Source organism: Actinomadura violacea (assembly GCF_017573465.1).
Lineage (GTDB): Bacteria > Actinomycetota > Actinomycetes > Streptosporangiales > Streptosporangiaceae > Spirillospora > Spirillospora violacea.
On record NZ_JAGEPF010000005.1, the window covers coordinates 179,342 to 203,057 of the forward strand.

Sequence of the window (23,716 nt, forward strand, 5' to 3'; positions counted from 1 at the left end):
CGTCGTCCCGTTTCGCTACTCCGGCACCGGGCGGCCGCGGCTACCGGGTGACCATCCGGAGCAGAGCGCGGCCGAGTTCGCGGACGGAGTCCTCGGCCTCCTGCAGCGCCCCCTGCAGGTCACCGCCCTCGTCCTTGCGCTCGGGTTCGGGCTCCTCGCCATTCCCCTCGTCGCTGGAGCCGGAGCCGGACGGCGCATCCTCCCCGTCCTCCTCACGGGACGCCTCAGGGGCTTCCTCTCCGTTCCCCTCGCCGGTCTCCTCTGTGTCCTCCCCCGCATCCCCCTCAGCTTTCTGACCTGCACCTTCGTCCGCTTTCTTGGTGTCTGCGTCGGCCCCGTCACCCGTATCCTCAGCGGCGGCGTCTTCGCCCTTGCCCGCGGCTTCGGCGGCCTGGCCTGAGCCGTCGCCTGCGGTCCGAGCTACCGCACCGGCGGCTTCGCCCGCGCCCTCGCCTGCATTCTTGGTGGCGGCGCCGGCCCCGTCACCCACGGCCGAAGCGGCCTGGCCTGCGCCCTTGCCTGCGTTCTCTGCCGCCGCGCCGGCGCCCTTGCCTGCGCCTTCGGCGGCCTTGCCCGCGCCCTTGCCCGTGCTCTCGGCGGCCTTGCCCGCGCCTTCGCCGACGCTGCCCGCGGCTTCGCCGGTGCCTTCGCCGACCTTGTCGACGGCGCCGCCCGTGCCCTTCCCGACTTCCTTCGCTGCGCCGCCGGTGCCCTCGCCGACGTCCTTCACGGCACCGCCCGCGCCCTTGCCGACCTCCTTGGCAGCGCCGCCGGTGCCTTCACCGACGTCCTTCACCGCGCCGCCGGCGCCTTCACCGACGTCCTTCACGGCACCACCCGCGCCTTCACCGACGTCCTCGACCGCGCGGCCCGTGCCCTTCCCGACGTCCTTGACGGCACCACCGGCGCCCTCGCCGACGTCCTTCACGGCACCACCCGCGCCTTCACCGACGTCCTCGACCGCGCGGCCCGTGCCCTTCCCGACGTCCTCGACGGCGCCCCTGGCGCCCTTGCCGACCTCGCCGACCGCCTCGCCGGTCCCGCTGCCGATGTCGGTCACGGCGGCCTCCACGCCGCGGCCGAGATGCTCGAGGATCTGCGGGTTCCGGTCGAGGGTGGTCAGGACCCGGTCGACGATCCGGGCCACGTTGTCGAGCCGGACCTGGAGCATCGCCTGCGCGCCGACGCCTTTGATCTCCAGCTTGACCCGGCCGAGGCCCACGTCTGCGCCCACGTTCAGCTTGAGCAGGTCGAGCACCTCGGCGACCAGCGAGACGTGCGCCTCGAGGTCGTTGACCTCCAGGGAGATCTCGTCGACCTTGACCTCGGGCACATTGAGGTAGACGTCCGGTCCTTCGGCGGAGGGGCTCTTCTCGTCGTGCGGGACGATCCGCCCGGTCTTCTCCGGGACCTCGCCGGACTCGCTCCGGTCGCGGTCGGGGCTCGTGCCCGCAGCGTTGTCGGCCATGGCTCCTCCAAGCCGGGGATCGGGGACGGGCGGATCAGTCCTCGCCGCGCCCTTCCTTCTGCTCCTGCTCCTTGTTCTCCTGCTCCTTCTTCTCCTGCTCGATCGCGTCCTCGTGCGTCCGGACGACCTCGCCATCGCGGATCTCGCCGCGCCAGCCCTCGGTGTCGTCCTGCTCCAGCATCGTGCGCGTCATCATGTGGCGCTCGATGTGCTTGAAGTCGAGGCGGAGCCGGCGCCCCTGGGCGCGCCACAGGTTCGCGGTCTTCTCGACGAAGCCGTCCGGGTGGTACTCGGCGACCAGGAGGATCCGGGTCAGGGTGGGGGCGAGCTCGTGGAAGGTGATCGAGCCGTCGACGTACCCCTTCGGACCCTCGGACTTCCAGACGATGCGCTCGTCGGGCACCTGCTCGACGATCGTGGACTTCCAGGTGCGGTGGGAGAAGAAGATCTTGGCCCGCCAGTTGAGCTGCTCGTCGGACTCCTGCTCGACGCTCTCGACCTTGCTGGTCATGCTCGGGAAGTCGGCGAACTGGGTCCACTGGTCGTAGGCGACGCGTCTCGGCAGGCCGACGTCGAACTTCTCGACGATGTTGGTGGCCTTGGCCTCGTCGCTGCCGCCGCCACCGCCGCCGTCGCCGGATCCGACGGCCTTCTTGGCGGTCTCCTTGGCGCCCGTCATGCCCGCTTTGAGGCCCGCCTTGAGCGGGGACTTGCCCTCGCCCAGGGTCTTGGCGCCCGTGGCGGCCATCTTCGCGGCGGTGCCGCCGCCGTTTCCGTTTCCGTCTCCGCCGCCGTCGCCGGAGCCGTCTCCGACCGCGTCGGTCAGCCGCCCGGTCATGTTCTTCACCGTTCCGCTGGCGGTGTGGAGGGCCCGGACCATCAGCGCCTGGACGAACTCCTGCCCGGCCTGTTTGAGCTGGTCGATGGGGAGAGCGTCGGACGGGCCGTGGGCGGACTCCTGCTTCCGGTCAGTGTCGGGAGGGCTGGTTCCAGCCATCGTCACCACTTCGTCTCGTCTTGATGCCGGTCGTGTTGGTGCCGGACTCGTCCGGCGGACGGGAACATGCGCAGCGTCCATCGGCCGCGCCACCGTGCGTCAATGCACCTGCTTGCGAACATAGCCCGTAGAACGCGACTTAACGTACAGATACGCATTGACCTGCGGAAATTACGATCTACGCGACATCACCGGACAAAAGGTCCAGAGTCGGCGCCGGCAGGCTTGGCGCGATCTCGATACCGCCACCGGACGGCCGAGCGTGCCGCGTCCCGGCCCCGCGGTTCGGGCCCGGGGCGCGGTGGCCGTTCGTCGCGGGAATGGCGCCGCTCGCCGCAGCACCGCCCCGGTGGCGCGTCGCGACCGATTGAAACGGTTAAAAAGCGGGAGGCGAAATCCGTCGGGACTCCCGCGGCCGACCCTCCGGCCGTGGGGGCGATTCCGATTCACATAGGAGAATATCCTTGAAAACGCACTACAAGGCGGCCATTGCCGTCATGGCGGGCGTCATGGGCACCGGCACCCTCGCCGTGCCGGCCGCGTTCGCGGACGCGGGCCCCGCCGGCGTGCCGGTGGTGCTGCCGGCCGTCAACGCCTACGCCAAGGGACTGGTGACCTCCCACCACAGGCTCGCGATCCGGGCCAGGCCGACCACCCGCTCCCGAGTCCTGGGCCACCTCCACCCGAGGCAGATCGTCGACATCAAGTGCTGGGCGCGGGGCCAGTCGGTCCACGGTGACCGCACCTGGTACCGGCTGGGCATCAGCACGCCGGAATGGGTCGCCGGCCGCTACATCAGGATCATCAAGGGCCGCGTGCACCACTGCTAGGCCCGCGCCGTCGCATGCGGTGAGCCGGGCGCCCGGCTCACCGCATGCACGTTTTTCCCGGGTGCCCCCGGTGGACGGGTCGGGCTAGGCGGCCGGCTGCAGGGGAATGCGCAGGACCATGCAGGTGCCGGTGGTCCGGTCGGCGATCTGCAGGGTGCCCTGGTGGGCCCTGGCCGTCTGGCGGGCGATCGCCAGCCCGAGGCCGGTGCCGTTCGGGTCGGCGCGCCGGGCGTCCGCTCTCCGGTAGAAGCGCCGGAAGACCGCCTGCCGCTCGTCCTCGGGGATGCCGGGCCCGTCGTCGGCGATCTGCAGGACGGCGTCGCCGTGGTCGCAGGCCACCGACACCTCGATCCGCGTGCGCGCGTGCCGCTCGGCGTTGGCGAGCAGGTTGCCGAGGAGCCGCAGCAGGCGCGAGCGGGAGCCGGCCACCACGGCCGGCGGCTCGAAGCTGGTGTCGAGCGTGAGCGCGCAGCTGTGCCCGGCCAGGATGTCGCGCGCCAGCTCGCACAGGTCCAACGCCTCGGTCGTGACGGGTGCGCCGGCGTCGAGGCGGGCCAGTTCGAGCAGGTCGGAGACGATGTCGCTGAGGCGTTCGGCGTCCTGCAGGGCGGCGTGCAGGACCTGCCGCGAGTCGACGTCCGGTTCGGCGAGCGCCGCCTCCAGGCGGGTCTGCAGCCCGGTGAGCGGGTTGCGCAGGTCATGGGTGGCGTCGGCGACCTCCTGCCGCTGGCGGCGCACCGTCTCGCGCAGCTCGGCGGCGGTCTCCCGCTCCTCCCGCTGGACCTGCCGCAGCCGGTGGTTGACGCTCTGCAGCTCCCGCGTGCGGACGTACAGCTCGACCTCCACCTTCAGCAGGTCGACGGGCACGTCGGCGCCGTACGGCTGCTCCGCGCGGAGCTGCTCGATGAACGCGGTGACGTCCTCGATCCGGTGGATGATCAGCGACACCCGGCCGTCGGTGTCGAGCAGCGGGGCGTTCACCGTGCTCCAGTACCGCTTCTCGTAGACGCCGGGACGGCCTGGCACCTGCGCGTCGTAGCGTCCCCACGGCATGACGTAGGGCTGCCCTTCGGCCAGCACCCACTCCAGGGCCGTCCGCCAGTGGGCGGCGTTCTGCCCGTCCGCGCCGCCCGGGAGGACGTCGAAGACGCGGTGGCCGAGGAGCCGCTCCCGCGGCCCGGCCAGCCGTTCGTAGGCCCGGTTCACCGCGACGAACTCCAGGTCGGGCGAGATCACCGCGCACGCGACCGGCTCCGCGTCGAACACCGTGGCCAGATCCAGCTCCACCATCCCGCGAACGTACCCGGATATGCGACGGAACAGCACATATGGCGCAATTGAAATATCCCAAGAAACCATAAACCGGCACCAGGTCTCGGCAGATCACCGGCGGACGGGCGCGCGGATACCGCCCGGAATCCCGGCGTGTCCGCGGGGCACGAAGTTTCCCGAGCCATGAATGGCCGCTGTGAGGGCATCGGCTCCACGGGGGAATCACTCCCCGGTGAGCACACCGATGTACACGACGGACCGCATCCCCGACGACCAGGAGGGGGTCACCACGCTGGGGATCAGGGCCGGCCAGCCCGGCTCGAGCCCCGAGTCCGCCTTCACCAACCTCGAACGCGCGAGCGCCGACCTGCGGCCCGACGCGGTCCTCGGGGTGTGCCTCCTCGCCGTCCCGAACGTGCTGGGCCGCACCGACTTCACCACGACCGACGTCATGCGCATCCACACCGAGACGCAGTACATCGCGTACGGGACCTGTGTCCGGTTCGAGACCTGATGGGCGGGCCGGCCGCCCCGCCCTTGTCGGCGGCGACAAGCACCCTTGGCGCGCGCGGCGCCGACGCCCGGACCGTCGCCGAGCTCGGCACCGCGTTCCAGGCGCTCCGGTTCGGCGCGGGGCGGCCGCGGGACGCGGGCGGCCCGGGGGCGGACCGGCGCCGGTGAGCCGCCCGCGATGAACCGCGTCCGACGCCAGGTCGCCGACCTGCACCCCGGGTACGCCGCGCTGGTCATGGCGACCGGGATCGTCTCGACCGGCCTGGAGCTGTTCGGCTCGGACGCGCTGTCGGACGCGCTGCTCGGCGTCGCGGCGGCCGCGCTGGTCGTGCTGGCGGCGGCGTACGTGTGGCGGGCGGTCGCCTACCCGCGGCGCCTGCTCGCCGACGCCCGGAACCCGGGCAAGGGGTTCGGCTACTTCTCGCTGGTGGCCGCGCCGAACGTGGTGGGCGTGCGGCTGGCGCTCGACCACCACGTGCTGACGAGCGCGGTGCTGGCGCTGGTCAGCGTCCCGATCTGGCTGGTGCTCACCTACGGCATCCCCGGTGTGCTGATCGTCGGCCACCGCGACGACCCCGTCACGCCCGGGATCAACGGGAGCTGGTTCATGTGGGTGGTGGGGACCCAGTCGCTCGCCGTCTCCGCGGCGACGGTGGCCGGGGCGAAGCACGGGTGGGCGGGTTCGCTCGCGCCGCTGGCCGTGGCGTTATGGGGCATCGGGGTCGTCCTGTACCTGATGCTGGCCGGGCTGGTCACCGCCCGCCTGCTGGACGAGCCCGTCACGCCGCACGCGCTGAGCCCGACGTACTGGGTCTACATGGGCGCGACCGCCATCACCGTCCTCGCCGCCGCGAAGATCCTGGCGCTGCCGGCGGGGCTGCCGGTGCTCGCGTCGACCGGCCAGGTGGTGTCCGGGCTCGCGTTCCTGCTGTGGGCGTTCGGCACCTGGTGGATCCCGCTGCTGCTGTTCTTCGCGGTGTGGCGGCACCTGGTGCGCGGCGCGCCGGTGAGCTACGAGCCCACGCTGTGGAGCATGGTCTTCCCCCTCGGCATGTACGCGGCGGCGACCGCGAGCTACGGCCGGGCGCGGGGCCTGGGGTTCATGGTCGACATAGCGCGCGTCGAGGTGTGGGCCGGTTTCGCGGCCTGGCTGTCGGTGGCCATCGCCATGGGCGCGGCGCTGCTCCGCCCTCCCCCGGCGCCGCCGGACGGGGCGCGGGGACCGGTGGACCGCGGCGGCCCGCCGCGGGACGAGGAGAGGAAGGCGGACGATGGACAGTGACCGCGTGGCCGACATCTGGGGTGCGCGCACGCCCCACGGGGCCGGCGCCCCCTGGCCGGACCGGGTGGACGGGTTCCTCTCCGGCGGGATCGGCGAGGACGACGTCGAGCGGTGGGTCCGCAGCGCCTGCCTGCTCTGCTCGAACGGCTGCGGGCTGGAGATCGCGGTCGCCGGCGGCCGGATCGTCGGCGTGCGGGGCCGCGCGGAGGACCGCGTCAACCACGGGCGGCTCGGCCCGAAGGGGCTGTACGGGTGGCAGGGCGAGCAGCACGAGCGGCTGACCGCGCCGATGGTCCGCGAGGGCGGCCGGCTGGTGGAGACCGACTGGGACACCGCGATGGCGCGGGTGGTGGAGCGGTCCCGGGCGCTGCTGGACGCCAAGGGGCCGCTGTCGCACGGGTTCTTCACGTCCGGGCAGCTGATGACCGAGGAGTACTACACGCTCGCGGCCATCGGGAAGGGCGGGATCGGCACCCCGCACATGGACGGCAACACCCGGCTGTGCACGGCGACCGCGGCGACGGCGTTCGGAGAGAGCTTCGGCTGCGACGGGCAGCCCGGCTCCTACACCGACATCGACCACTGCGACACCGTCTTCCTGTTCGGGCACAACGTCGCCGAGACGCAGACGGTGCTGTGGGCCCGCGTGCTGGACCGGCTGGACGGCCCGAACCCGCCGCGGCTGGTGTGCGTCGACCCGCGCCGCACCAAGGTCGCCGAGCGCGCGACGGTGCACCTGCCGATCCGCAACGGCACCAACCTCGCGCTGATGAACGCGCTGGTCCACGAGCTGATCGCCCGCGGGCACGTCGACGCCGGCTACGTCGGGGCGCACACCATCGGCTACGCGGGTCTGGAGGAGCTGACCCGGGACGCGACGCCGGAGTGGGCGGCGGAGATCTGCGGCGTGCCGGCCGCCGACATCGTCCGCGCCGCGGAGATCTTCGGCACCGGCGAGCGGGTGGTGTCGACGGTCTCGATGGGCTTCTACCAGTCGCACCAGGCCACGGCGGCGTCCTGCCAGGTGAACAACCTGCACCTGCTGCGCGGGATGCTGGGGCGCCCCGGCGCGGGGATTCTGCAGATGAACGGCCAGCCGTCGGCGGAGAACAACCGGGAGGCCGGCTGCGGTCCCGCGCTGCCGGGCTTCCGCAACTGGGACAACCCCGAGCACGTGCGCGAGCTGGCCGAGCTGTGGAACGTCGACCCGATCGTCATCCCGCACTGGTCGCCGCCGACCCACGCGAACGCCATGTTCCGCTACGCCGAGCAGGGCTCCATCGGCTTCCTGTGGATCGCCGGGACGAACCCGATGGTGTCGATGCCCGACACCGGCCGGATCCGCCGCATCCTGTCCGGCGACCAGTGCTTCGTGGTGGTCTCCGACGGCTACCGCACCGAGACGACGGAGCTGGCCGACGTGGTGCTGCCCGCGGCGCTGTGGGCGGAGAAGACCGGCACCGCCACCAACGTGGACCGGACGGTGCACCTGTTCGAGAAGGCCGTCGAGCCGCCCGGCCAGGCCCGCAGCGACCTGGTGATCTGGCTGGACTACGCCCGCCGCCTCGGCCTGACCGACAAGGACGGGGCGCCGCTGCCGGCGTGGAACACCCCGGAGGAGGCGTTCGAGGCCTGGAAGCGCTGCACCGCAGGCCGTCCGGTGGACTACACCGGGCTCACCTACGGGATGCTGCACGACCGCGGCGGCATGCAGTGGCCGTGCAACACCGGCGCGCCCGACGGCACCGAACGGCTCTACACCGACGGGCGCTTCCCCACCGCCTACGACGACTGCGAGACGTTCGGGCACCACCTCGCCACCGGCGCCACGGTGTCGGAGACCGAGTTCCGCGCGAGCCGTCCCGACGGGCGGGCCGTCCTCAAGACCGCGCCCTACGAACCGGCCTACGAGCTGCCCGACGAGGAGTACCCGCTGCGGTTCACGACCGGCCGCACCGTCTACCACTGGCACACCCGCACCAAGACGCGGCGGGCCCCGCAGCTACAGGAGGCGGCGCCGTCGATGTGGGTGGAGATCTCCGAGCCGGACGCGGACCGCATCGGCGTCGCCGAGGGCGACATCGTCCGGGTGACGTCCCGCCGCGGCAGCATCGAGGCACCGGCGCGGATCTCCCGCATCCGCGAGGGGACGGTGTTCGCGCCCTGGCACTACGGCAACCCCGGCGACGAGGACCCCACCGACCGAGACGCGGCCGGCCGGGACACGGCCGACACCGCCGCGAACGAGCTGACCATCAACGCCTGGGACCCGATCTCCAAGCAGCCGGAGTTCAAGGTCGCGGCGGTGTCGGTGGTGCGCGTCCGGGCGGGCGACGGCCCGGCGCCGGCGCCCACGACCACCGCGTCCGCGCCCGTCCACGGCACGTCCACCACGAACCGGCGGTGACCGCGATGCATCTGCCCACCTACCTCACGATGCTGGCGGCCGCGGAGCGGACGCTGGCCGCCTCGCACCTGCGGGTCGCCGGCGGGCACACCGACGAGCCCGACGTGCGCTACACCTGCACCGGCTTCGCCGCGCAGAGCACCCGGAACGCCGACGCGCTCGACCCGATCGCCGAGCGGTACGCCGGCCGCCGGCAGGCCGAGCCGGACCGGCTGCACCCGCGCGGGCTCACGGCCGTCCGGCCCGGTCCCGTCGGGCTGCTGCGCGACCTCCAGGACCTCTACCAGCTCGCCGGCCTGGTCGAGATCACCTGGACGCTGGTCGGGCAGGCGGCGGCCGGCGCGCGCGACCGCGAGCTGATCGGCGTCGCCGGGGCGTCCGGACCGCGGATCGGCGCGCAGCTCGCCTGGCTGCGGATGCGGATGAAGGCCGCCGCCCCGCAGACCCTCCTGGTCGCGCCGTGACCCGCCGGTGTCAGCTCGTGATGCGGTGTCAGCTCGAGATGCGGTGTCAGCTCGTGATGCGGGGTCAGCTCGCGATGATGCCCGCGACGAGGTTGATGGTCGCGGCGAGGATGACCGTCCCGTAGAGGTACGACAGCAGCGTGTGGCGCAGCACCACGGCGCGGATCGCCGTGCTCGACACGTCGGTGTCCGACACCTGGTACGTCATCCCGAGGTTGTAGCTGAAGTAGAGGAAGTCCCGGTACGACGGCTGCTCCTCGCTGTTGAAGTCGATCCCGCCGGCGGGCTCGCCGTAGTAGAGGTGCGCGTAGCGGACGGCGTACATCAGGTGCAGCATCCCCCAGCTCATGAAGACGCTGAACAGGCCGACCGCCGCGGCCGCGCTCCGGGTGCCGGAGCTCCCCACGGCGAGCAGCACCGCGACGCCGACCAGGCTCCCGGCCGCCGCTGTCACGATGACCGACTCGGCGACCAGCGGGCGGAAGCCCTCGCGGCGCGCGTGCCGCCGGGTGTCCCCGGCCGTCATCGGCCAGACCGCGACGACCCCGGTCAGGACGAACACGGCGGTCGCCGCCGCGATCCCCGACAGCAGCCCCACCGGGACGTTCGCGAGGACGCACACCAGCACGCAGACCACGGCCCCGGCGGCGACGGAGACCGCACGCTGGGCGGGTATGGACGGCGGCGGCACCGGCATCGGCGCGTCCCTCCCCGAGCGCCTACAGCTTCGTCAGAGCCGGGCCCTTGTGCATGGCCACGTGGTCGGTCTTGTCGCTCTTGATCTCGTACTGGGGGTCGTCCTCGCTGCACCGGCGCATGTGGCCCTTGTACTCCACGTCGTGCGTGTGCTTCCTGATGATGACGCCCTCGACGTACCCGGCCTCGGAGTTCCACCTGACGTGGTCCCCGACGGAGAACTGCTCGGCCATGCCCCCGTGCCCTCCCGCGTCTCGTCCCGCCGGCACCCCTCGTCCCGCGGCGCTGATCGACCGGAGGAGGATACCCACGGACCCGCGGCCCTCACCTGGCGCGCCGTCCGTGTCGGCCGCACCAAGGGCCGCTGTCGCCACGGACAAAACTGCCCCCGTCCAGCCCCCGGACCGGTTTCACCGGCTCAGGGCCGGGGGTAGACCGGCGCTGACGATGATCGGGTGCGCGGCACCCGGGGGCGGGAACGGCGGGGGGACGCGATGCCGCAGCAGGGACAGCCGCAGGACGTGCTGGCGCCGCCCGCGACGGCCGCGATCTTCCTGGTCGTGACGGTCCGCCCGGGCGGCGAGGACACGGTGCGCGGGCTGCTGCCCGACATCGCCGGGCTGACGCGCGCCGTGGGCTTCCGCTCCCCCGAGGACGGCCTCAGCTGCGTGACCGGCATCGGCGCGCACCTGTGGGACCGGCTCTACGGCCCGCCGCGCCCGGCCGGCCTGCACCCGTTCCGGACGCTGACCGGCGCCGCGCACACCGCGGTGTCGACGCCCGGCGACCTGCTGTTCCACCTGCGGGCCCGCCGCCCCGACCTGTGCTTCGAGCTGGCGCGCCGGCTCATGTCCCGGCTCGCCGGGCACGCCGACGTCGCCGACGAGGTGCACGGCTTCCGGTACTTCGACGAGCGGGACCTGCTCGGCTTCGTCGACGGCACCGAGAGCCCGTCCGGACCGGACGGCGTCGTCGCCGTGACCATCGGCGACGACGACCCCGCCTTCACCGGCGGTAGCTACGTCGTCGTGCAGAAGTACGTCCACGACATGCGCGGCTGGAACGCGCTGCCGGTCGAGGCTCAGGAGCTGGCGATGGGCCGCGAGAAGCTCAGCGACATCGAGCTGCCCGACGCGGCGAAGCCGTCGAACTCGCACGTCGCGCTCAACACGATCGTCGACCCGGACGGGACCCAGCACCAGATCGTGCGGGACAACATGCCGTTCGGTTCGATCGGCGCCGACGAGTTCGGCACCTACTTCATCGGCTACGTCGGCCGCGTCGACGTCATCGAGAAGATGCTCGAGAACATGTTCATCGGCGACCCGCCGGGCAACCACGACCGCATCCTGGACTTCTCGACGGCGGTCACCGGCGGCCTGTTCTTCGTGCCGACCGCCGACTTCCTCGACGACCCGTCGCCCCGCCTCGCCCTCGCGTCCGCCACGACCGCCGCGGAGCCGGAGCCGGAGCCGGGCGGGGGCCCGGCCGCGGACGGCTCGCTCGGCATCGGCAGCCTGAGAAGGAACGGCACATCATGAACAACCTGCACCGCGAACTCGCCCCGATGTCGGACGCGGCCTGGACCGACCTCGAGGCCGAGGTGCGCCGCACCTTCACCCGCCACCTCGCGGGCCGCCGCGTGGTGGACCTCGTCGGCCCCGCGGGGCCGGCGCTGTCCGCGGTCGGCACCGGGCACGTCGAGCCGCTGGCCCCGCCCGCCGAGGGGGTGCTGGTCCACCGGCGGCGGTCCCAGCCGGTCATCGAGCTGCGGGTCCCCTTCGAGGTCGCCAGGCAGGACGTGGACGACGTCGAGCGCGGCGCGCTCGACCCGGACTGGCAGCCCGCGAAGGACGCCGCGAAGAAGATCGCGTTCGCCGAGGACCATGCCGTCTTCCACGGCTCGGACCCGGCCGGGATCACCGGCATCGCGCCCGGCAGCTCCAACCCGGCGCTGCCGCTGCCGGCCGACGCGCGGGAGGTGCCCGACGCGGTCGCGAAGGCGCTGAGCGCGCTGCGGCTGGCCGGCGTCGGCGGGCCGTACAGCCTGCTGCTGTCGGCGGACGCCTACACGGCCGTCTCGGAGACCACCGACCACGGCTACCCCGTCCGCCACCACCTCGCGCGGCTGCTGGGCGACGGCGAGATCATCTGGGCGCCGGCGCTCGACGGGGCGCTGCTGCTGTCCACCCGCGGCGGCGACTACGAGCTGCACCTCGGGCAGGACCTCTCGATCGGGTACCTGTCGCACGACGCCGAGCACGTCCGGCTGTACCTCCAGGAGACGCTCACCTTCCTGGCGGTCACGTCCGAGTCCAGCGTCCCGCTGACCGCGTAGCCCGCGCCGCCGGTTCAGCCGCTCAGCGCGGCGTTCCCGGCGCCCAAGGCCAGGCGCATCGGCTCGGGGACCGGCACCGTCCGGCGCGGGTCGGCGGCGTCCACGCAGACGAGGGTGAGGGCGGCGGTGCAGGCGCGGTCGCCGTCCTCGGTGACGAAGTCGCCGCGCACCGCGAACGAGGTGCGTCCGAGCCGCTCGGCGAACAGCCGGCACTCCACGACGTCGAACAGGGTGATGGTCCGCTCGTACTCGGCGGTGGAGGCGCGCGTCACCACCGCGACCCCGAGCCGCGCGGGCAGCTCGTCGAACCGCAGGCCCCGCAGGTACCACCATTCGGTGTGCGTCCGCTCCATCCACCGCTGGTAGTTGGCGTAGTAGACGATCCCCGCGGGATCGCAGTCGCCGTAGGACAGGCGGAAACTCACGGCGTGCAGCGGCTCGGCCGACACATGCGCTCCCTCGGTGGTCGGTGCTGGGGCTTGAGATCCTAGGGCGCGCCAATGATCATCTCGCGTCCACTCCCACGTCACCGGCCGCGTCGATCATGACGGCATGACACGCCCCCTGCTCGCCGCGGCGCTCTGCGCGGCGGCCGTGACCGCGCTCGCCGCCCCGGCCGCGGCCTCCGCCCGCAGCGCCGCCCTCCCCCTCGGTCCCTCCTCGCTGCACGAGCAGCGCGACACGCGCCCCTTCGCGCCGGGCGTCACCCTCACCACGATCGTCCGCGGCGAGAAGTCGGCCGCCGACGTCTGGACGCTGCACGTCCGGCTGGCCGTGCCCGGCAACCCCTCCGCGGTGATCGCGCCGAAGGCGACCGCCGAGGACGCCGCGCGCCGGCTGGAGGCCGCCGGCTTCCAGCCGCGCGTCGAAGCCGTGGACGGCCCGCGCTTCGCGGACGTGCGCGCGGGCCGGGTCGGTTACGTCGTCCGGATCGGCCGGTACGCGACGGAGGCCGACGCCAAGAAGGACCTCCCGGCCCTCAACGCCGCCGGGTTCTCGGCGGGCACGTCCTACACGGCGCAGGACGGGACGGCGGCGACCGGCCCGTGGCGCCTGCACGTGATCACCGTCGACCCGCGCCGGTTCGGCGGCCGCGTGGTGTCCTCCGTCGGCGGCACGCTGACCGCCACGGACAAGGTGTCGGACCTGGTGCGCTCCAGCGGCGCCGTCGCCGGCGTCAACGGCACCTACTTCACCGCCGGCGGCAAGGGCGGCTCGGCGGGCCTGCACGTGCTGAACGGCGAGCTGACCAGCGAGGCGAACGACGGACGCACCGCGCTGATCCTGCCGCAGAACGGTCGCGGCGCGCGGTTCGCGCAGCTCAGCACCGTGCTGCGCGTCCGGGCGCAGGACCGTGCCGGCCGCGAGCTCGACGGCGTCAACCGGCTGCCCGGGCTGGTCGACAACTGCGGCGGCGTCGGTGGCGACCAGCCGACCGAACGCCCGCAGCACGACGTGACCTGCACCGACCCCGACGAGCTGGTCGCCTTCACCCCCGTCTACGGGGCGTCGAGCCCGGCCGGCGACGGCGCCGAGGCCGTGCTGGACGCGTCCGGGCGCGTGACGGAGCTGCGGCCGACGCGCGGCACCGCCATCCCGGCCGGAGGCCGCACCGTCCAGGCGATCGGGACGGCCGTCGACTGGCTGCGCGGCCACGCCCGCCCCGGCACGAGGCTCGCGATCTCCGAGCAGGTGCTCGACCACGGGCGCCCCGTCCGCCTCGACGCCCGGACGTCGATCCTCGGTGCGGGCCCGCAGCTCGTCCGCGACGGCCGCGCCTGGGTCGACGCCTACGCCGACGGCCTCGTCCACACCGGCGACGACCAGTCGTTCTACTACAACTGGGTGCTGCGCCGTAACCCGCGCACCATGGTCGGCGTCGACCGGCGCGGGCGGCTGCTGATGGTCGCGGCGGACGGCCGCGCGCCCGGCTACGCCGAGGGCCTGTCCATCGAGGAGGCCGCGAAGGTCATGCGGTCGCTCGGCGCGGTGGAGGCCATGAACTTCGACGGCGGCGGATCCACCACGATGGCGACGGCGGGCGGCGCGCTCGTCAACCGCCCGTCCGACGGCACGGGCGAGCGCAGTGTCGGGGACGGGATCCTGCTGCTGCCCGGCCGCCGCTGACCGCCCGTTCGCCTGCCGGAACCGGCCCCTCCGCCGCCCCTGACCGGGCGGCGGAGGGGCCGCCGCTTTCCCGGGCGGCACGGCGGCCTTTCCGTTTCCCGGCGGCCCGTTCACGGAAGGCCGGTTCCGGCCGCCGGGGTTTGCATGGCCACATGCGGTAACCCTCATGTTCCTTGCGTCCCGTGGCCACTCGATTAACGATGACGTGGACCGCGTGGAGGAGGGCGAATCGAGCGGCGAATAATGGTCCGCCGCAACGCGCGAAAACAGGGCGGCCGCATGCACCTGACCGCCGGAGGACGACTTCCAGCATCCGCAGATCGACCAATGAGGGCCGACGCCATGATGAATGATCTTCTGTCTCTGTCGACGAACGCGTTCATCGCCGGCATCGAGGCGGCCGCCCGCCGATTCGACACCGCGACCTATCCGCAGCAGAACCTGCCCGCCGACGACTGGACCCTGCTCACGCGGGCCGGGGTGCTGCTGCCGACACTGCCCAAGGAGTACGGCGGACGCGACGACCACGTCGAGATGTGCCGCGCCGTCGAGACCGTCTCCGAATGGAACCTGCCGGTCGGCATGTACGTCACGGTCATCACGGCGGTGGCCCTGCGCCCCATTGTGCTGTGGGCCCGCGAGGAGGCCAAACAGGAAGTGCTGCCGCTGTACGCCGGCGGCGACCCGGCGATCTGCGGATTCGCCTCCACCGAACCCGGCTGCGGCTCGGCGATGTCCGGCATGCGCACCACGTTCGAGGAGGTCGAGGGCGGTTACCGGATCCGCGGCCGCAAGCACTGGCAGGCGTTCAGCATCAGCGCGCACTGGTGGCTGGTCAGCGCGAAGAACGACGAGGACGGCCGCAGTTACGGCTATTTCATCGTCAAGCGCAGCGAGGGATTCCGCACCGTCCAGCCCTACGAACCACTCGGCCTGAAGGCGATCGACTACGGGCTCAACGAGATCGACGCGGTCGTCCCGCGGCACCGGCGCATCCCCGCGGAGGGCAGGAATCTGCGGCCGATGGTGGAAATGCTCATGGCGTCGCGGGCGATGATGGCGGCGATGGGCTGCGGATTCCTGCGCCGTATCAGCCGCGAGGCGCACGCCTACGCCGATCACCGCAAGATCGGCCCGGGCCCGCTCTCGGATATCCGGTTCGTCCGGTACAGGCTGGCCGCGATCGACGCGTCGTACACCGTCTGCGCGGCGCTCAACCATTACCTGCAGAACGACCTGGACATGAAGGAGAGCATGATCGGCGCTTTTCCCGCCGTCCAGGCGATCAAGACGGTCGCCACCGAGCGGATGCTCAGTTCCGCGCACCATTACCAGCAGCTCGCCGGCGGCGAGGGCTACCGCTGCGGGTCGCCGACCAACATCTCCGGCCAGGCGTTCCTCGACGCCCGCGTCTACACCGTCTTCGACGGCACCAACGACCTGCTCAGCCAGCAGCTCGCCGAGCACTGCCTGTCCCGGACGGCCGGGCGGCCGCTCAGCCGGTTCCTCGCCGGCTGGCCGCTCACCTCGGCCGCGGTCGCCGCGCACCGCCTCGACCTCGGCTTCCTGGACCGCGACCTGCGCCAGGAGCACCGCGTCCTCGCCGGCCGCGTGATCGGCTACGCCTTCGCGATCGGCCAGGTCATGCGGTGGGCCGCGGAGACCGGCGCCGACCCGCGGCGGGCCCGCGCGGCGATCGAGTTCCTCAAGGCCGACATCGCCCGCGGCGCCGGCGAGTTCCGGCTGCTGTCCACCGGGGCGCTCGGCATCGACGACGGCGCCGCTCCCCCGGCCGACGCGCCGGCGTCGCACTCGATCCCGGTGGCGCCCGGCGCGTGGCCGGGCCTGCCGCGGCACCCGTGACCGCGGCGGCGCCCCGTCAGCCCTGCCGTTCCTCGCGCCGGCGGATCACCTGCATCAGGTCCGCCGCCCGCGCCTTGATGAGGTCCAGCCCGGCGTGGCCCCAGGGGCGCGGCTCGCGGTCGATGACGCAGATCGTGCCGAGCACCGTCCCCGTCCGGTCGATGAGGGGCGCGCCGACGTAGGTGCGGATGCCGAGCTTGTCGACGACCGGGTTCCCGGCGAAGCGCGGGTAGTCGCACACGTCGTCCAGGACCAGCGCCTTGCGGCGCACGACGACGTGCGGGCAGTAGCCGTGGTCGAGCGGCACCTCCCGGCCCAGCTCGACCGCGTCGGCCGGGTCGGCGCCCGGCGCCTGCGGCGCGTACAGGCCGCCGAGGTACTGGCGGTCGGTGACGAAGTTGACCATCGCGAACGGGGGCAGGTCGGTGCCGGCGAGGTGCCGCGCGGCCTCGGCGAGGTCGCGGGCGAACGCGTCGAACTCGGCGTCCGGTCCCCCGAGCCGCAGTTCCCGCAGCCGCACGGCGCGCTCGGGCACGTCCGGGTCGACGGGCGTCAGCAGGTGGCCGGACGGCTCGTACAGCGGGTCTTGGATCACGGGGGCTCCTGGGAGGCGGGACTTGCGTCAGACGGAGGCGGACGGGACGGCGACGAGCAGATGGCGGATCAGCGCCCGCAGCACCGACGTCGCGGAGCCGCCGTGCCGCGCGTCGCACAGCACGATCGGCACCCGCGGGCCGAGCCCGAGGGCGCCGCGGACCTCGTCGGGGGCGTAGCGGAACGCGCCGTCGAACTCGTTGACCGCGACGAGGAAGCGGGTCCCGCGGTTCTCGAAGAAGTCGACGGCGTCGAAGCAGTCCTCCAGGCGGCGGGTGTCGGCGAGCACGATGGCGCCGAGCGCGCCCGCGGACAGCTCGTCCCACATGAACCAGAAGCGCTGCTGGCCGGGGGTGCCGAACAGGTACAGCACGATGCCGTGCTGCTCGATCGTGATCCGGCCGAAGTCGAGCGCCACGGTGGTGGTGGACTTGCCCTCGATCCCGCCGAGGTCGTCGGCGCCGACGCTGGCCGCGGTGATGAGCTCCTCGGTGCTCAGCGGCTCGATCTCGCTGACGGCGCCGACGAAGGTCGTCTTCCCGACGCCGAACCCGCCGGCGATGAGGATCTTGACCTGCGTCGGCGACGGCGGCGGCGTGGAGGGCGGGGACTGCGGCGGCGCGTCAGGCTCGTTGAAGGCCATCGAGCAGCTTCTCCAGGAGGGCTCTGTCGGTGGGGTCGGCGGCGGTGCGCCGCGCCCCCGTGGTCATGGCGCGGCACTCCAGCAGGTCGGCGAGGAGGACCTTGGTGATGGTCACGGGCAGCCGCAGGTGCGCGGCGACCTCGGCGACCGACGTCGGCGCGCGGCAGCAGGCGAGCGCCTCGGCGTGCTCGGGGGCCATCTCCCGGGGCCGCCGGCCCGTCGCCACCACCAGCGACAGCAGGTCGAGCCGGACGGCGGGGCGGGTGCGGCCGGCGGTCACCGTGTACGGGCGCACCAGCGGCCCGGCGGCGGCGTCGACCCAGACCTCCTCGTCACCGGCCGTCATGGCGAGGGCGCGCGGTCGCCCGCCGCGGCCGCCGGCCGTGCCGCGGTGTGCAGGAACGGCCGGACCGCGCGGATCAGCCGGGCCATCTCGAAGCCGACGACGGCCGGGTCGGCGTCCGCGCTCGCCATCACCGCGAGGACGGAGTTGAAGCCGGCCCAGGAGATGAACAGCTGGCTCGACCGGAGCTCGGCGACGACCTGCCGCACCTCGTTGCTCCCGTCGAACCTGGTGCCGGCGCTCCGGGTGATGGAGAAAAGGCTGGAGGCGAGCGCCGCCATCTGCTCGGCGCTGGTGCGGTCGAATCCGTGCGCCGCCTTCAGCATTCCGTCGGCGGACAGCAGCACGCTGCCGCGTATCGCGGGGACCTCGTCGCCCAGTCCCTGCAAAAGCCAGGCGAGGTCCTGGGACTCGTTCGGGGGCACGGCGTTCAATGGGAACTCCTCGTCATTTCCTGGTGGCCCGTCATTTCCCGGTGTCCAGGCCGTCGGCGGCGCCGTCGTTCTCCAGTGCGCTGCGCATGCCCTTCTGGAATGCCGCCATCAATCCCGGATTGTGCTCGGCCTCCTGGTCGGGCTCCCGGCGCGCGGGGGCGGCGGCCAGTTCGGGCGACAGGTGCTGCTGCGCCCGGCGCCGCGGCAGTTGCGGGCGCTCGCCGTCCGGCAGGGGGACGGCGGGGCCGGGCACCGCGGGCTGCGGGCCGGTCTCCCAGCTGGGCGCCGCGGGCCGGTGGGGCGCCGCGGGCGCGGAGGACCCCTGTGCGAACACGGGGACGTCCTGGGGGTCGCGGGCAAGGTCCGGCCGCTCGGACGCGGCGTGCCGCGGGCCGGGCGGCGGCGCCGATGGGACGGGTGCCTGCGGGACGGGTGCCTGCGGGGCGGGTGCCGGGGACTCGACGGCGTCCTCCGCCTCGCCCGTCAGCTCCGCCGGGACCACGACGACGGCCTGCGTCCCGCCGTAGACGTTGGTCTGGAGCTGCACGCGGACCTTGTGCCGGCGGGCCAGCGCGGAGACGACGTGCAGCCCGATGCGCCCCTCGCTCAGCAGTTCCTCGGTGTGGCCGCGCTCGTGGTCGGCGAGCAGCTCGTTCAGCCGCCGCTGCTCCTCGCGCGGGACGCCGAGGCCGCGGTCCTCGACCTCGATGGCGAGGCCGGCGGCGACGCCCTCGACGCGGACGAGCACCTGCGTCTGCGGCGGCGAGTACCTGGTGGCGTTCTCGATGAGCTCGGCGAGCAGGTGGACGATGTCGGCGACCGCGCTGCCGTGCACGCTGCCCTCGGCGGGCGGCACCACCTTGACCCGCTTGTAGTGCTCCACCTCGGCGATGGCCGAGCGCAGCATCTCGTACACGGTCACCGGCCGGGTCCACTGGCGGCGGGACGCGGCGCCGCCGATCACGGCGAGGCTCTCGGCCTGCCGACGGGTGCGGGTGGCGAGGTGGTCGACCTTGAACAGGCCCTTGAGCAGGTCGGGGTCCTCGACCTGGTTCTCCAGCCCGTCCAGGCCCTGGATGGCCCGGTGCGACAGCGACTGCATCCGCCGGGCGAGGCTGACGAAGACGCCGACCCGCCGGTCGCCGCCCGCCGGCCGACGGGTCGCGGCATCGAGCACGGCGTTCCACGCCTCGCCCTGCGCCCGCCGCAGCTCGCACGCGAGCTGCGCGGCGGGGTCGGCCTGGTCGGCGGGCGCGGCGTCCTCGCTCCAGCGCGCGACCGGTTCGCCGGCGTTGAGGCGCTCGGCCATCTCGCGCAGTTCCCGCCGGCCGCGCGCGGCCAGGAAGGCGAGCTCGCCGAGCCGGCGGCGCACGGCCTCCTGGTCGCGGGCGGCGAACCGGGCCCGCTGGCGTTCGACGCGGCGGGTCGCCGCGTCGGCCGCCCAGGCGGCGACCAGCAGGACGGCCACGGCGCCGAGCGCGGCGACGACCAGCACGATGCGGGTCGACCGGGGCAGGGCGCGGTCGCCGTAGAGCACCGCGACGGCGACCAGTCCCAGGACGCCGACGACGGCGGCGGGGAGCACGGAGATGGACAGGTGGACGACGCGCATGCCGGTCTGGCGGTGCCTGCCGTAGGCCGGGGCCCTGTCGTAGCGCTGGACGTCCCGGCGATCGGCCCCGGCGGCGGGTTCGAAGAAGTCAGGCATCGGCGTCCTCGGTGCGTCGGACAGTGAAGATCAATAAACTGAGCAATACGGACTCGTATGCCTACAGCCGTATCTAGGCTGACACAACGCCTCACCGAGGACGCGCGGAATGCCGAGATTCCAGGGATCCAGGCGCGATTTGCTGTAATTGGTCCGCATTGTCCAACTCATCCATTGACCATGGATTGCGCGCCGAAAATGCGGTCTCTGCAGTTATAACCACTGAAACGGTGCAGAACGGACCATGATCGGAATGGTCCAATACCCCGGGTCAGCGGGCGGCCGGGGGCTCCCGCCGCGCCCGCGCCCGCGCGCGCGTCCAGGGCCAGGTGATCAGCGCCCAGCCGAGCAGGATGATCACGACCTCGGCCAGCACGTACCAGGGCCACGGCCCGAGCAGGTCCAGCGCCGAGCCGGTGGACGGCTTGCTGTTGAGGTACCCGTAGTTCGTCCCGGCGATCTCGTTGAACACGAACGCGCCCGCCGCCCACACCACCGTTACGGCGACGGCGAACCAGTAGCAGCGCCAGTCCGGACGCATCCCGAGCCCCCAGGTCAGGTACACCGCCGCCCACACGATCATCAGGTGCATGCCCCAGAACGCCAGGTAGTCGATGTCGGGGTAGTCGCCGCCGTTGAGCGCCGGGGTGAGCAGGCCCTGCACCGACAGCGTCAGGCCCCAGTAGTACGTCAGCGCGTACCAGCGCCGTCCGAGCGTCCACACCGCGCCGGCCGCCGTCAGCCAGGCGATGTCGCACAGCTGCAGGGGCAGCGATCCGCCGATGCGCCACTCCGCCGGCAGCAGCGTGTGCACCTGCGTCCCGGCCATCACGAACAGGATCGCGAGCGCGTACGCCCGGCCGAAGCCCTTCGCCTGCTCCCCGAAGCCCTCGCCCGCCTCCGGCGCCGTCCGCTGCGCGCGGCCGACCGTGACGAGGACGGCGCAGCCGACCGCGAACACCCCGAGGGCCACCCAGTGGGACGGCCCGTACGCGACGAAGCGACCGGCTGCGATCAGCGGCATTCGGTGATGCTAACCGCTGCGGCCCCGCCACGGCCCGTGCGGCGGCGCCGAGAGTGTCGGCGGGTCCCGTTAGGTTCCGGGGCCATGATCGAGACGGTGGACATTCCGGTCGAGTGGCGCGAGCACCTCCACCCCCGGCGCGGCGGCGCCGCCGGGCCCGAGGTCGTCCCGGACGGGGCCGCGGCGCGGCGGGCCCGCGAGTGGGAGCGCGCGGCGCGCCCGATCGCCGAGGAGATGGCCGCGCACGAGCGCACCGAACCCGGGATCGCGAAGGCCGTGCGAACGTGGCTGGACGGCGGGGACGACCCGGCGGGCGCCGCGGTCCTCGCCGCCGTCGCGGTGAAGTACCTGGACGACATCGAAGGCGCCGCCTTTGTGGACGCCTGGGTCCTGGACCGCGGTCCGGCGTTCGCCGCCTGCGCGCTCACCGAGGCGTCCTCCCTCGCGCTCGGCCCGCTACCGAAGCCGGCGACGCCCGGTCCCGACGGCTCCTTGGTGGTCCAGGTCGTCATGTACTCCAATCCGCCGCGAGGATGGCGCGGCGAGATCCGGCGCGCTACGTCCGGCGACCATTTCGCCGTCTGCCGCTGGATCGCCGAGGACGCGGCCGCGAAGCGGCTCCGCGCGCTGCTCGCGGTGGCGTCCGACGAGCAGTACGTAGATGCGGTCGCGCGGCTCGCGGCGCATCGCGGCGACGCCCTGAGGCGCCGCACCGCGTCCTATCTCGTCCCGACCGAGACCGCCTGGGTCGACGAGTCCCTCGACGACGCCGTCGAGCTGGACGTCCTCGGCCAGGAGCACGTGCTCGCCTCGATGTCCACGCCCTCGCACGCCGGACGGGCCGGCTGGGTCCCGTGGACGCCCGCCGTGGCCGGGTCGCTGCTCGACGGGCTGGGCGCGGACGCGGTGTCCCTTCTCGCAGGCGCGCTCGGGTTCGCCCGCTACAACGCCCGGGAGGAGGCGGGCGCGATCGTGCTGAGGGCCCTTCGGGAGATCGGCGACGAGCGGACGTTCCGCCTCCTGCTCCGCCGCATGGCCGACCCGGGTGTGCCCGCCGCGCTGGCGGAGACCGCCGAGCGGCACCCGGTGCAGGCGGTCCGGGCGCTGGCGCCGCTGGCCGACGACGGGACGGTCCGGGGCCTGCAGGCGGGCGGACTGGTGCGGGGGCTGCTGCACGCCGACCCCGGTCTGGCCGAGGCGCTGCCCCCGGCGACCCGTGCCGCGCTGCTGCCGCGCCCGGCCGTCCCCGACTGCGACGACGTGCCGGACGTGCTGGCCGGCAGGCCCGCCCGGACCTCCAAGGCGGACTGGGCCGCCCCGGCGGCGCTCCCGCAGATCCTCACGCGTGCCGGTGACCGGGCCCTGCCCGCGAGCGCGACGAGGTCGCTGCTGAACCGGCTCGCGAAGAAGGACGCCGAGGTCGCGGCCGTCCGCGAGGCGTGCGACGCGCACTCGCTGGCCGAGTTCTCGTGGGCGGTGTTCCAGCGCTGGTACGCGCTCGGGGCGCCGTCCAAGCACAACTGGGCGCTGGCGCAGCTCGGCCTGATCGGGGACGACACGACGGTGCGGCGGCTCGCTCCGCTGATCAAGCAGTGGCCGGGCGAGGGCGGCACGGCGCGCGCCACCGCGGCGCTGGACGTGCTGGCCCGGATCGGCTCCGACGTCGCGCTCACCCACCTGTTCGAGCTGACCCGCCGCGGCAAGTACAAGGGGCTCAAGGCCAGGGCGGTGCAGAAGATCGACGAGATCGCCGCCGCGCGCGGGATCACGCCGGACGACCTCGCCGACCGGGCCGTCCCCGACTTCGGCCTGGACGCCGCCGGCACGCTCGTCCTGGACTACGGGCCGCGCCGGTTCACCGTGGCGTTCGACGAGCAGCTCGTGCCGCTGGTCGTGGAGCCGAGCGGCAAGGTCCGCAAGAGCGCGCCGAAGCCCGGCCCGAAGGACGACCCGGCGCTCGCCCCGGCGGCGCACGCGCTGTTCACCGGGCTCCGTAAGGATCTGCGGACGATCGCCGACCAGGAGATCAAGCGGCTGGAGAAGGCCATGATCACCCGGCGGGCGTGGACGCCGGAGGACTTCCGCGCGCTGTTCGTCCTGCATCCGCTGCTGGGCCACATCGTCCGGCGGCTGGTGTGGATCACCGGCGGCGGCACGGCGTTCCGCGTCGCCGAGGACGGCACCTACGCCGACCTCGGCGACGAGGCGTTCGCGCCGCCGGCGGACGCCCTGATCGGCATCGCCCACCCGCTGCTGCTCGGCGACGACCTCGACGCCTGGGCGGAACTGTTCGCCGACTACGAGATCCTGCAGCCGTTCGAGCAGCTCGGACGGCCCGTCTACCGGCTCGCGGACGACGAGCGCGCCGCGCACCGGCTCGCCCGTGCGGAGGGGCTCGTGCTGCCTTACGGCAAGGCGAAGGGCCACTCGCAGGGCCGATGGGAGTCGGTGGACGCCGACGGGAACTTCGCGGGCGGTTGGCTCGCCCGGCGCGACCCGACGGGCCTGTGCGTCGTGGCGAGCCTCAGCCCCGGCCTCGGCTCCTACATGTACGGCGACGGCGATGACCAGAAGGTCACCGCCGTGTGGGCGGGCCCGGCGCCGGCCCGCGCGCCGCAGGACTCCGTGCCGCTCGGCGACGTCGATCCGGTGACGATGAGCGAGGCCGTCCACGACCTCGTCCGCAGCGCGTCCTGACCGCCCGTCCGCCCGC

Annotated in this window: 22 protein-coding genes; 10 read left to right on the forward strand and 12 right to left on the reverse strand. The window is 73.3% G+C overall.

The features are described from left to right. Positions 1-40 precede the first annotated feature (40 nt). Positions 41-1,333, reverse strand: a complete 1,293-nt coding sequence (locus J4709_RS08595; RefSeq protein WP_208238876.1) for a putative sodium/potassium/calcium exchanger — start codon at positions 1,331-1,333, stop codon at positions 41-43. Positions 1,334-1,502: 169 nt separating this feature from the next. Continuing rightward, positions 1,503-2,465 carry an SRPBCC family protein gene (locus J4709_RS08600; RefSeq protein ID WP_208238877.1) on the reverse strand — a complete coding sequence of 321 codons (963 nt, stop codon included), beginning with the start codon at positions 2,463-2,465 and terminating at the stop codon, positions 1,503-1,505. A 464-nt stretch (positions 2,466-2,929) separates the two neighbouring features. On the opposite strand from J4709_RS08600, the gene J4709_RS08605 reads away from it, so the two are divergent. Next, positions 2,930-3,295: a hypothetical protein gene (locus tag J4709_RS08605; RefSeq protein WP_208238879.1), complete on the forward strand. Its 366-nt coding sequence runs from the start codon at positions 2,930-2,932 to the stop codon at positions 3,293-3,295. An 84-nt stretch (positions 3,296-3,379) separates the two neighbouring features. On the opposite strand, the gene J4709_RS08610 is transcribed toward J4709_RS08605, so the two are convergent. Then, complete coding sequence (locus J4709_RS08610) at positions 3,380-4,585, reverse strand: sensor histidine kinase (RefSeq protein WP_208238881.1); 1,206 nt, start codon at positions 4,583-4,585, stop codon at positions 3,380-3,382. Positions 4,586-4,799: 214 nt separating this feature from the next. On the opposite strand from J4709_RS08610, the gene J4709_RS08615 reads away from it, so the two are divergent. From J4709_RS08615 to J4709_RS53060, 4 genes are all read left to right on the forward strand, one after another. Continuing rightward, positions 4,800-5,081 carry a hypothetical protein gene (locus J4709_RS08615; RefSeq protein ID WP_208238883.1) on the forward strand — a complete coding sequence of 94 codons (282 nt, stop codon included), beginning with the start codon at positions 4,800-4,802 and terminating at the stop codon, positions 5,079-5,081. Between the two features lie 177 nt (positions 5,082-5,258). Then, the gene (locus tag J4709_RS08620; protein WP_208238885.1) at positions 5,259-6,362 is read left to right on the forward strand and encodes a tellurite resistance/C4-dicarboxylate transporter family protein; all 1,104 of its coding nucleotides are present in this window, start codon (positions 5,259-5,261) and stop codon (positions 6,360-6,362) included. Continuing rightward, positions 6,352-8,769 (forward strand): molybdopterin oxidoreductase family protein, encoded by a 2,418-nt coding sequence (locus tag J4709_RS08625; protein ID WP_232383177.1) that lies wholly within the window; start codon positions 6,352-6,354, stop codon positions 8,767-8,769. Before J4709_RS08620 ends, J4709_RS08625 begins: the two co-directional genes overlap by 11 nt. Next, a complete protein-coding gene (locus tag J4709_RS53060; RefSeq protein WP_232383178.1) occupies positions 8,766-9,233 on the forward strand; it encodes a hypothetical protein in 468 nt (155 codons plus the stop codon). The genes J4709_RS08625 and J4709_RS53060 overlap by 4 nt, the downstream gene beginning before the upstream one ends. Positions 9,234-9,297: 64 nt before the next feature. Here the strand turns inward: J4709_RS53060 and J4709_RS08630 are convergent, their stop codons facing one another. Beyond that, a complete protein-coding gene (locus J4709_RS08630; RefSeq protein WP_208238888.1) occupies positions 9,298-9,930 on the reverse strand; it encodes a DUF1345 domain-containing protein in 633 nt (210 codons plus the stop codon). A 22-nt stretch (positions 9,931-9,952) separates the two neighbouring features. Then, positions 9,953-10,162: a hypervirulence associated TUDOR domain-containing protein gene (locus J4709_RS08635; protein WP_208238890.1), complete on the reverse strand. Its 210-nt coding sequence runs from the start codon at positions 10,160-10,162 to the stop codon at positions 9,953-9,955. Between the two features lie 261 nt (positions 10,163-10,423). On the opposite strand from J4709_RS08635, the gene J4709_RS08640 reads away from it, so the two are divergent. Beyond that, positions 10,424-11,470, forward strand: a complete 1,047-nt coding sequence (locus tag J4709_RS08640; protein WP_208238892.1) for a Dyp-type peroxidase — start codon at positions 10,424-10,426, stop codon at positions 11,468-11,470. Next, positions 11,467-12,267, forward strand: coding sequence for a family 1 encapsulin nanocompartment shell protein (locus J4709_RS08645; protein ID WP_208238894.1), 801 nt, complete (start codon positions 11,467-11,469; stop codon positions 12,265-12,267). Before J4709_RS08640 ends, J4709_RS08645 begins: the two co-directional genes overlap by 4 nt. A 14-nt stretch (positions 12,268-12,281) precedes the next feature. Here the strand turns inward: J4709_RS08645 and J4709_RS08650 are convergent, their stop codons facing one another. Further along, complete coding sequence (locus J4709_RS08650; protein WP_208238896.1) at positions 12,282-12,716, reverse strand: acyl-CoA thioesterase; 435 nt, start codon at positions 12,714-12,716, stop codon at positions 12,282-12,284. Positions 12,717-12,819: 103 nt separating this feature from the next. Here J4709_RS08650 and J4709_RS08655 point away from each other — a divergent pair, with 103 nt between their 5' ends. Beyond that, a complete protein-coding gene (locus J4709_RS08655) occupies positions 12,820-14,394 on the forward strand; it encodes a phosphodiester glycosidase family protein (protein WP_208238905.1) in 1,575 nt (524 codons plus the stop codon). 342 nt (positions 14,395-14,736) lie between these two features. Continuing rightward, a complete protein-coding gene (locus J4709_RS08660; protein WP_208238907.1) occupies positions 14,737-16,257 on the forward strand; it encodes an acyl-CoA dehydrogenase family protein in 1,521 nt (506 codons plus the stop codon). Positions 16,258-16,273: 16 nt separating this feature from the next. On the opposite strand, the gene J4709_RS08665 is transcribed toward J4709_RS08660, so the two are convergent. The 6 genes from J4709_RS08665 to J4709_RS08690 form a co-directional block, all read right to left on the reverse strand. After that, a complete protein-coding gene (locus J4709_RS08665) occupies positions 16,274-16,852 on the reverse strand; it encodes a GAF domain-containing protein (protein ID WP_307801084.1) in 579 nt (192 codons plus the stop codon). Positions 16,853-16,879: 27 nt separating this feature from the next. Continuing rightward, positions 16,880-17,494: a GTP-binding protein gene (locus tag J4709_RS08670; RefSeq protein WP_208238909.1), complete on the reverse strand. Its 615-nt coding sequence runs from the start codon at positions 17,492-17,494 to the stop codon at positions 16,880-16,882. Beyond that, positions 17,475-17,840, reverse strand: a complete 366-nt coding sequence (locus J4709_RS08675; RefSeq protein WP_208238911.1) for a DUF742 domain-containing protein — start codon at positions 17,838-17,840, stop codon at positions 17,475-17,477. The genes J4709_RS08670 and J4709_RS08675 overlap by 20 nt, the downstream gene beginning before the upstream one ends. After that, a complete protein-coding gene (locus tag J4709_RS08680) occupies positions 17,837-18,262 on the reverse strand; it encodes a roadblock/LC7 domain-containing protein (RefSeq protein WP_307801112.1) in 426 nt (141 codons plus the stop codon). Before J4709_RS08680 ends, J4709_RS08675 begins: the two co-directional genes overlap by 4 nt. Positions 18,263-18,302: 40 nt before the next feature. Beyond that, entirely contained in the window at positions 18,303-19,979 is a 1,677-nt protein-coding gene (locus J4709_RS08685) for a sensor histidine kinase (protein ID WP_208238914.1), read from the reverse strand. A 271-nt stretch (positions 19,980-20,250) separates the two neighbouring features. After that, the gene (locus J4709_RS08690; RefSeq protein ID WP_208238916.1) at positions 20,251-21,003 is read right to left on the reverse strand and encodes a YwaF family protein; all 753 of its coding nucleotides are present in this window, start codon (positions 21,001-21,003) and stop codon (positions 20,251-20,253) included. Between the two features lie 84 nt (positions 21,004-21,087). Between J4709_RS08690 and J4709_RS08695 the strand changes: the two genes are divergently transcribed. Beyond that, a complete protein-coding gene (locus J4709_RS08695; protein WP_208238917.1) occupies positions 21,088-23,700 on the forward strand; it encodes a DUF4132 domain-containing protein in 2,613 nt (870 codons plus the stop codon). Positions 23,701-23,716 lie beyond the last annotated feature (16 nt).

Coding starts and splice junctions, on each gene's coding strand:
- J4709_RS08600 (WP_208238877.1), bottom strand. CDS start 2,465: ATGGCTGGAACCAGCCCTCCCGACACTGACCGGAAGCAGGAGTCCGCC.
- J4709_RS08610 (WP_208238881.1), bottom strand. CDS start 4,585: ATGGTGGAGCTGGATCTGGCCACGGTGTTCGACGCGGAGCCGGTCGCG.
- J4709_RS08620 (WP_208238885.1), top strand. CDS start 5,259: ATGAACCGCGTCCGACGCCAGGTCGCCGACCTGCACCCCGGGTACGCC.
- J4709_RS08625 (WP_232383177.1), top strand. CDS start 6,352: ATGGACAGTGACCGCGTGGCCGACATCTGGGGTGCGCGCACGCCCCAC.
- J4709_RS08630 (WP_208238888.1), bottom strand. CDS start 9,930: ATGCCGGTGCCGCCGCCGTCCATACCCGCCCAGCGTGCGGTCTCCGTC.
- J4709_RS08635 (WP_208238890.1), bottom strand. CDS start 10,162: ATGGCCGAGCAGTTCTCCGTCGGGGACCACGTCAGGTGGAACTCCGAG.
- J4709_RS08640 (WP_208238892.1), top strand. CDS start 10,424: ATGCCGCAGCAGGGACAGCCGCAGGACGTGCTGGCGCCGCCCGCGACG.
- J4709_RS08645 (WP_208238894.1), top strand. CDS start 11,467: ATGAACAACCTGCACCGCGAACTCGCCCCGATGTCGGACGCGGCCTGG.
- J4709_RS08655 (WP_208238905.1), top strand. CDS start 12,820: ATGACACGCCCCCTGCTCGCCGCGGCGCTCTGCGCGGCGGCCGTGACC.
- J4709_RS08660 (WP_208238907.1), top strand. CDS start 14,737: ATGATGAATGATCTTCTGTCTCTGTCGACGAACGCGTTCATCGCCGGC.
- J4709_RS08670 (WP_208238909.1), bottom strand. CDS start 17,494: ATGGCCTTCAACGAGCCTGACGCGCCGCCGCAGTCCCCGCCCTCCACG.
- J4709_RS08675 (WP_208238911.1), bottom strand. CDS start 17,840: ATGACGGCCGGTGACGAGGAGGTCTGGGTCGACGCCGCCGCCGGGCCG.
- J4709_RS08685 (WP_208238914.1), bottom strand. CDS start 19,979: ATGCCTGACTTCTTCGAACCCGCCGCCGGGGCCGATCGCCGGGACGTC.
- J4709_RS08690 (WP_208238916.1), bottom strand. CDS start 21,003: ATGCCGCTGATCGCAGCCGGTCGCTTCGTCGCGTACGGGCCGTCCCAC.
- J4709_RS08695 (WP_208238917.1), top strand. CDS start 21,088: ATGATCGAGACGGTGGACATTCCGGTCGAGTGGCGCGAGCACCTCCAC.